Here is a 7,711-nt window from a genome sequence, read left to right as displayed (position 1 = left end):
CGGCTAAGATTCCACAAAACTTGCTGCGCAAATCGCCAGTACTTCTACCCGAAGTCTCTGAGATGGATACAGTGCGCCATTACACACGTTTGTCACAAAAGAATTTCTCGATTGATACCGAGTTTTACCCGCTGGGTTCATGCACGATGAAATACAATCCACGCGCATGTAACTCATTGGCCATGCTGCCGCAATTTCTTTCCAGGCACCCGCTTGCACCGGAAGACACCGGACAGGGTTTTCTTGCCTGTATGTATGAATTACAGGAAACGTTAAAAGCGGTCACCGGCATGGCAGGTGTGAGCCTGACGCCAATGGCCGGTGCGCAAGGTGAGTTGATCGGTGTCATGATGATTCGTGCTTACCATGAAGCACGCGGTGATTTTGCACGTACTGAAATTATTGTGCCGGATGCGGCGCATGGTACTAACCCGGCTACCGCTGTGATGTGCGGTTTCAAGGTAGTGGAAATTGCCACCGACAAAGAAGGTAATGTCGATCTGGCTGCATTAAAAGCCGCTGTCGGACCCCAAACCGCCGGATTGATGCTAACTAATCCCTCCACATTGGGCGTATTTGAAAAAAATGTTGCCGAAATGAGCCGCGTTGTGCATCAGGCGGGTGGATTACTGTATTACGACGGCGCCAATCTTAATGCCGTACTGGGTAAAGTTAAACCGGGTGATATGGGTTTTGACGTCATTCACATTAATCTACACAAGACATTCTCCACACCGCACGGTGGCGGCGGACCGGGTTCTGCGCCGGTGGGTGTTGCCGAGCGCTTGCTGCCATTTATGCCGATTCCTATCGTTGCCAAGGAAGGGGATACTTATCGCTGGGTTACTGAAAAAGAAAAGCCTCAATCAATTGGCCGGTTATCGGCTCACATGGGTAATGCCGGTGTTTTGCTGCGCGCTTATATCTATATTCGTTTGCTGGGAATGCATGGTATGCATCGCATTTCTGAGTTTGCTACATTGAATGCCAATTATTTGATGGCCGAGCTGAGTAAAGCAGGTTTTGAAATAGCCTATCCGACACGTCGTGCCAGCCATGAATTTATTGTCACACTGAAAGATATTAAAGATAAAACTGGTGTGACTGCGATGAACCTGGCTAAGCGCCTGCTCGACAAAGGCTATCATGCACCGACCACGTATTTCCCGATGCTGGTGCCCGAATGCTTATTGATTGAACCGGCTGAAACGGAATCCAAAGAAACGCTGGATGCGTTCGTCAAATCCATGAAAGAAATTCTGCAGGAAATTGAGCTGCAACCTGATCTGGTAAAAGGCGCGCCACACACCATGCCGGTACGTAAACTGGATGATGTCAAAGCAGCACGCGAACTGGATTTGACCTGGAAGCCAAGCGCCTGATCAAGAAGAATCATCTCGTTACATTCAGCATTACGGCAGGGGAAATCTCAGATTAATCAAGTGTAAGGATATCTGATAAACCTGCCGTCTCAACCTAATCTTTCTAACTATTGTTATCAAAACTATGCGCACACTGATTTGTGGTTCTATCGCTTACGATAATATTATGGTCTTCCCGGATTATTTTAAAAATCACATTCTGCCCGAAAAGATTCATGTATTGAATGTTGCATTTCTGGTTCCTGAGATGCGTCGTGAATTTGGTGGGTGTGCCGGGAATATCGCCTACAACTTAAAGATGTTGGGTGGTGAACCGATTATGATGGCCGCCGTTGGCGATGATTATGCACCTTATGCTGCACGGTTTGAACAATTACAGCTGACCCAGCAACATGTGCAGCATATCCCAGATACCTTTACCGCTCAGGCATTCATTACTACTGATCTGGATGATAATCAGATCACCGCGTTTCATCCGGGTGCAATGAATTTTTCGCATCTCAATTCTGTGAAAGATACAAGTGATATCCGGCTAGGGATCATCGCGCCGGATGGTCGTGATGGAATGATGCAACATGCCCGAGAATTCCATGAAGCTGGCATCCCATTTGTTTTTGATCCGGGTCAGGGGTTGCCGATGTATAACGGTGAAGAACTGTTGGATTTCATCGATAAAGCGGATTATATCGCCGTCAATGACTATGAAGGCCAGATGCTGCAAGACCGTACAGGACGTAGTCTTGAATCGCTGGCGAACCAAGCCAAAGCGTTGATCATCACACTGGGTGCGCAAGGCTCTATCATTTACGCCGATGGCAAAAAAATTGAGATTCCCTGTGTCAAACCCAAAGATGTTGTCGATCCAACCGGTTGCGGCGATGCGTATCGTGCCGGTCTGTTGTACGGCATTGTCAATAATTTGGATTGGCAAGCAACCGGGCAACTCGGCTCATTGATGGGTTCCTTAAAAATCGCCCAGAAAGGCGGGCAGAATCACCGGTTTTCTCGTGATGAGATTGATCAATACTATTTTGAGAGTTTTGGCGCTCATCTCTTCTAAGATTGTTTATTCACATCGGTTTTTTTGTGGATTTTTTAAATGCTGTAAACAACTTACCAGTTTATGAATAATAGTAGAAGGATTATCAGTTTGATTGGCAGTAGACTCATCCAGTGCTCTTTGAGCGTTGGTTTTAGCTGAATCCAGCTTTAATACTAACTCTCTAAATATTCCTAGGTCCCCCTTTTGATACCCTGGTAAGTATTCTTTTAGCTTATCGATTGTTCCGTCACCAGCACTTTTATTTCCAATTGCATTAAAAGGCTTAGCCGTATAAGCGAAGTGTAGTAATAACCAGTATTCAAAACAAGGCACTGAGTTAATAGCGGTAAAAGACTTTTTGCTAGTAATAGCATTAAGTGTTTTTTGATATGTCGTATGTTTATCCTTATCAAACACGCAATAAATTTTATCGTAAGGATCATTGTCTTTTTTTGCCTTGCGGCCACATTTCTGAGCGTGCTGATAAACGCTCCATGGATCCGATCCACAATTGCCATCTACCACAACATTTGCTGTATTGAGTTGGTAATAGTCTTTCAACTCATTGAAATAGTTTGGTTCAGTTTTTTGACCTTCGCAGACAATCAATATTTTCTCATAGCTTGATCGCTTTGCTCTTTTCCTAGCTAAATCCTTTTCGTTTTTTGCTTTACGCTTATAAAAAAGATTTTCATTACCCATTTAATCCGCCATGGCTGTTTTAATACTTGCCAGGTACGGTAATGCACCGTAACGGCCGGAAAGGTATCCGTGCTCAAGGTTTTCCACGCCTTTTCGAGGACTAAAATCGGTTAATGGGTAAAGGGTTGTAACTTGTTGGGAGTTTTTCTCGCAAAACCAGATTTGATCACGGCGAAATACTTTTTGATTTAGGATCGAAGTATCGTGTGTAGTGAAGATCAATTGCGCATTTTTAGGATTAGTTTCCGGGTTATGAAATAAACCAACTAAAAATTTGACCATTAAAGGATGAAGATTGTCATGTAATTCATCTATAACAAGAATATAACCATTCTCTAGAGTATCTAACCAAGGCCCAGCTAAGGCAAATATTTTCTGAGTGCCGTCAGATTCGTCATCTAAATCAAATAAAATCTTTCGGCCTGTTTCTAAGGTATGAACTGTTTTGACTTGTGTAATGGGTTTGTCTTTATATTGTTTTTCTAAATGTCTTTTTATTTCTTCTGGTATATCATCAGGCAGATTTTGCGGATCAAATTTTTCTTTCTCCAATTCAATATCATTAATATCGACATCTGCTGCTTTCAAAAAGGCGATAACTTGTTCTCTGGTATTATCTTTTTCGCAGATTTTCATTGAAAATCCCGGATGCCATCGACCAAATCCTGCAACATGCAACGTGTTGTCGAACCAAGAGAATACAGGAGAGAGCTGTTGGTTATTTAGTTGCATGGCAGTTGAAAGAAATAGAGCATTAGATCGTGTGGTTGCTTTCCAGAGTTCTTTTTTACCCGTTAAGTTACCCATTCCTCCCCACCGATATGACTGACTTTGTTCGTCATAACGTCTTTCAATCCAGCGTTGCGCTTTTCCGGTTGGATAGGCTAACAACCATTCTTCAATAATACGCTTGGGTGTTGCTGAGAATCCATATTGATAACGTATTCCTTGATTAATAAAAGTAACTTCAAACTCAGACGGTTTTAAAGGACTGCCTTCATCTAATAAAAAAGGGGTTATAGGTAATTTTTCATCTGCCTGAATTTTAGCAGATGATTGAAGTACCAGCTGCCGCATAACCTGTAATGCTTTTATAAAATTGGATTTGCCAGCCGCATTTGCCCCGTAAATTGCTGCACTCCTCAGTAGGCTAGGTGCTGCTGGTATCCCTGTAAGAAAAGTGTTGTTATTCGCTAATTCAAGCCCTTTTGCTGCGACCACACTAAGTGAAGCCTGCTCACGAATAGATAGAAAATTACTCACATTGAATTCAATTAACATACTTTAGCGCCATTTATATTGTATTTTATCTTTATTATTGCAAGTTTTATGCAAAAATAATACATTAATTGCAATTTAACACGTTTCTTCCTTCTTATGCTAACAAAATTAATCATACTAACTAACAATAATGATTGTGCATGTGTTATGTTATCCAAGTCAGCTTTGTAAGCATTAGAGGCATTGCTTTAAGACTTTGATCAATCAAGTGTTTTAACAATCAGAATTCTCTTATCCAAACTCAACCCACACCGGCTGATGATCCGAAGCTTCCGTCACAGCATCAATACCATGCGCTTTGAGATGGTTTACCAATCCATCGGTAATAAAAACGAAATCAAAACATTCGGGGCGGTCGACGAAATCTACCGGGTGAATGCCGACTGTCGGCGCATGGTGTGTGCCAGGATGTAATGCCGACCAAGTATCGTGAAAGCTGGGTATGTCATCGCTGAAGGGAGCAAGAATTTGCAATCTCTCAGGCGCTGTGGCAGGGAAATTCAGGTCTCCGCATAGCAAAGCCTGTTTAGGCCGGGGAAAGACTTCGAAGGTTCCGCTTTGTTCTTCTTTCAGAAATTTACGTTGCGACATGGCGCAAGCTTCATGATGTAGGCGACGGATGGCGTCGATTTGGATTTTACGCTGATGCTGCGAGTAGTATTCGAGATGTGTAGTCATTATGCGTAGCGGACCAAAATCCGCTGTCACAATGGCTTCTACCAATACTCGCTGCATGCTGGGTGTGGCTAATTCTGCTTGCCACGGTAAAAGATGTCGCCAGATCTGACCGACGGGTAACCGGGAGAAAATGGCATTGCCAAAAAGACTGCGTCTGCCGTGTCCATCCGGCACATCTGTCGCGGGACCATAAATCGTGGTGTAGCCGGGTAATCCAGCCGATAACTCAGCGATCTGATCTTCACTTTGGCTGCCTGGTAAGCCGGAAAAATTGACAGCAACTTCCTGTAAGCAGATAACATCGAAATCGCCCAGTTGATGAATTGTGCGGAGAATGCGAGAAATATTGACCTGTCCATCCATTCCGCGTCCCCATTGAATATTCCAGCTCAGTAGTTTCATTATTTTCCTCGCGTTATGTCCGTCGGACAATGTTAGTCACCTTGGCCGGAATGTACGGATAGCGTTATTTATTGGATGTATTTTAATCTGTTTTCATTAATTGAGTTTCTCTGACTATTCAGCTTTCATTCAGCCGTAAAACAATACAATCAATTCGAATGAAAAGGTTAGATCAGGTTAATTGAGAATATTTCGGAGCACGCTCAATAATTAACCGCAACACCTAAGAACGTGTGAGTTAAAGATTAATTGGCGAGGTGGCGGACATGAAGAATCTATATTGGATATATTTAATAGTTATCTTGCTTGAACTAACAGCGAATGATTCCGTTTGGGCGCGCGGAGGACATGGGCATGGTCACAGACATAGCCATTTCAATTTAGGTATTAGTGTAGGCGGATATTCTCCTGGTTTTTATGGCTCTGGCTTCTATGGCCCGGGTTCCTATGGATATCGTTCTTATGGCTACCCTGATCCATTTTTCAGTAGACCATATTATAGCTACCCGCCTACAGTAGTCGTGCCGGTAACGCCACCTGTCTATATTCAGCAAGAACAAGCCAGACCGGTCCGGCAACAGACTAATTACTGGCACTATTGTCAGAATCCTGAAGGTTATTATCCGTATGTTAAAAATTGCCCAGGCGGGTGGCTGCAAGTTGCTCCCCAACCACCAGCACAATAATGTAAAGAGGTAAAACATGTTAACAATAAGAGTTCTCTTCATTTTACTGATTGCTTGTCTACTAACTGCGTGTGTTCATATGCCAGCAGGTCCTAGCGTTATGACATTACCTGGTTCTGGCAAAAGTTTTGATCAGTTCCGTTCCGATGAATACGAATGCAGGCAGTATGCGGATGAGCAAGTGGGTGGCACTACTCCACGGCAAGCATCTCGAACCAGCGGTATAGAAAGTGCAGCTATTGGAGCCGGGCTTGGCGCTGCTGCGGGTGCTGCTTTAGGGGGTGGCCATGGCGCTGCTATCGGTGCTGGCACAGGCTTGCTGTTGGGTGGATTGATTGGATCAAGCACCGCTACGACTTCAGGGTATGCCAGTCAGCAGCGATACGACATCAGTTATACTCAGTGTATGTATGCCAAGGGGCATCGCGTCCCCGTTGATGGCAGAATTATGAATAATCCATCGGGTAATAGTGGCAAAGATAGGAGAACTTTAACGCCGCCAGAAAATTTTGTACCTCCGCCACCACCACCTGGCAATCCGCCACCCCCGCCTCCACGATAATGTTTCTCAGTGGCTTGGTATCAAAAAAATAGCAAGCCACTGATGTATCGTCAACTTAAGGCAGACATTATCAATGCTGCATTCTTCGCCGTTTCAGTAACTTATCCGTAAACAAAGCGAGTAACAAGAAGGTGATAATGTAGGGTACGGCAGTAAAGAAAGTATCCGTGTAATTGGTCATTTGTACTCGTAATGGATATTCGTAGTGCAACGGTGGTACGCCTTCTCCTGTAACGAATAAGGTATATTGCCCTTCGTCCAGATTAAATTCACCTTTAATGACGCCATCTGAATGATTGGTTGAATACAAAGAGGTTACCGTATCACTTAATGCTTGGCCGCTGCCTCTTACAATTTTGATAATAATAGGCATGTCACGCAACGCCTGATCAACAAGATCCAAAACCCACAAGGTTTCGCCCTCTTTAGGGATCTCGGTGCAGTATTCCGCTTCCGGATCGTGTTGTGGCTGATAGGTACTCAAATGCACCATACTTCCGGATATATTGCGTACACAAGCATCCGCTTCCAAAGTCACTTTGCCGTGAGCAGCAACTAAGCCAGAATAAAGGGCTACGGAAAGCATAGCTGCTGAAGCCCATATTTTTATTATTTTTCTAATCATATAAACCCCCTACACTTATTGATCAATAATCTACGGAGTATTGCTATACACTTTTAGTTCCATGGCCTGCTTAAAACAGGCCATGGAAAATTGCTACACGTACATAAGTAAGAAATTAAGGAACTATCCGGTTGTTCAGAATCTCTTTGCTTGAGTTATTCCAGATGACGTCGGTCAGGTTGGAGTAACGGGTGATAATTTGTGCTGCTATACCACCTGAGAATAAGCCTGCCCAGCCCAGAATCACAAAGCCCCAGTGCAATGGCGCACTGAACAGTTCTTCCATGAACCAGAATGCATGACCCCATTCGTTCAATCCTACGTTTGGCAGAATCATCAATGGGCCTGCAA

9 protein-coding genes are annotated in these 7,711 nt (G+C 43.8%); 4 read left to right on the top strand and 5 right to left on the bottom strand.

The features are described from left to right. Positions 1-1,382, top strand: a 1,382-nt coding sequence (gene gcvPB, locus QZ942_RS13095; protein ID WP_292996329.1) for an aminomethyl-transferring glycine dehydrogenase subunit GcvPB, incomplete at its 5' end; no start/stop codon positions are given. Between the two features lie 124 nt (positions 1,383-1,506). Beyond that, the gene (locus QZ942_RS13090) at positions 1,507-2,442 is read left to right on the top strand and encodes a carbohydrate kinase family protein (protein WP_292996327.1); all 936 of its coding nucleotides are present in this window, start codon (positions 1,507-1,509) and stop codon (positions 2,440-2,442) included. Between the two features lie 6 nt (positions 2,443-2,448). On the opposite strand, the gene QZ942_RS13085 is transcribed toward QZ942_RS13090, so the two are convergent. The 3 genes from QZ942_RS13085 to QZ942_RS13075 form a co-directional block, all read right to left on the bottom strand. Next, complete coding sequence (locus tag QZ942_RS13085; protein WP_292996324.1) at positions 2,449-3,126, bottom strand: RloB family protein; 678 nt, start codon at positions 3,124-3,126, stop codon at positions 2,449-2,451. Beyond that, the gene (locus tag QZ942_RS13080; protein WP_292996322.1) at positions 3,127-4,407 is read right to left on the bottom strand and encodes an ATP-binding protein; all 1,281 of its coding nucleotides are present in this window, start codon (positions 4,405-4,407) and stop codon (positions 3,127-3,129) included. 231 nt (positions 4,408-4,638) lie between these two features. Further along, positions 4,639-5,487, bottom strand: coding sequence for an endonuclease/exonuclease/phosphatase family protein (locus QZ942_RS13075; protein ID WP_292996319.1), 849 nt, complete (start codon positions 5,485-5,487; stop codon positions 4,639-4,641). Between the two features lie 266 nt (positions 5,488-5,753). On the opposite strand from QZ942_RS13075, the gene QZ942_RS13070 reads away from it, so the two are divergent. Together QZ942_RS13070 and QZ942_RS13065 are read left to right on the top strand one after the other, a co-directional pair. Further along, a complete protein-coding gene (locus QZ942_RS13070; RefSeq protein WP_292996316.1) occupies positions 5,754-6,173 on the top strand; it encodes a hypothetical protein in 420 nt (139 codons plus the stop codon). A 16-nt stretch (positions 6,174-6,189) separates the two neighbouring features. Then, positions 6,190-6,735, top strand: coding sequence for a YMGG-like glycine zipper-containing protein (locus QZ942_RS13065; RefSeq protein WP_292996314.1), 546 nt, complete (start codon positions 6,190-6,192; stop codon positions 6,733-6,735). Between the two features lie 70 nt (positions 6,736-6,805). Here the strand turns inward: QZ942_RS13065 and QZ942_RS13060 are convergent, their stop codons facing one another. Next, positions 6,806-7,360, bottom strand: a complete 555-nt coding sequence (locus QZ942_RS13060; RefSeq protein WP_292996312.1) for a hypothetical protein — start codon at positions 7,358-7,360, stop codon at positions 6,806-6,808. 115 nt (positions 7,361-7,475) lie between these two features. Next, positions 7,476-7,711: methane monooxygenase/ammonia monooxygenase subunit C (locus QZ942_RS13055; RefSeq protein WP_292996310.1), on the bottom strand; the 236-nt coding region annotated here is incomplete at its 5' end.

Origin of the sequence: Nitrosomonas sp., assembly GCF_021731985.1 — a bacterium.
Taxonomy (GTDB): domain Bacteria; phylum Pseudomonadota; class Gammaproteobacteria; order Burkholderiales; family Nitrosomonadaceae; genus Nitrosomonas.
Note: the sequence above shows the minus strand (reverse complement) of the source record. Positions and strands in the feature narration are given on the sequence as shown.

Coding starts and splice junctions, on each gene's coding strand:
- QZ942_RS13080 (WP_292996322.1), bottom strand. CDS start 4,407: ATGTTAATTGAATTCAATGTGAGTAATTTTCTATCTATTCGTGAGCAG.
- QZ942_RS13090 (WP_292996327.1), top strand. CDS start 1,507: ATGCGCACACTGATTTGTGGTTCTATCGCTTACGATAATATTATGGTC.
- QZ942_RS13060 (WP_292996312.1), bottom strand. CDS start 7,360: ATGATTAGAAAAATAATAAAAATATGGGCTTCAGCAGCTATGCTTTCC.
- QZ942_RS13075 (WP_292996319.1), bottom strand. CDS start 5,487: ATGAAACTACTGAGCTGGAATATTCAATGGGGACGCGGAATGGATGGA.
- QZ942_RS13085 (WP_292996324.1), bottom strand. CDS start 3,126: ATGGGTAATGAAAATCTTTTTTATAAGCGTAAAGCAAAAAACGAAAAG.
- QZ942_RS13065 (WP_292996314.1), top strand. CDS start 6,190: ATGTTAACAATAAGAGTTCTCTTCATTTTACTGATTGCTTGTCTACTA.
- QZ942_RS13070 (WP_292996316.1), top strand. CDS start 5,754: ATGAAGAATCTATATTGGATATATTTAATAGTTATCTTGCTTGAACTA.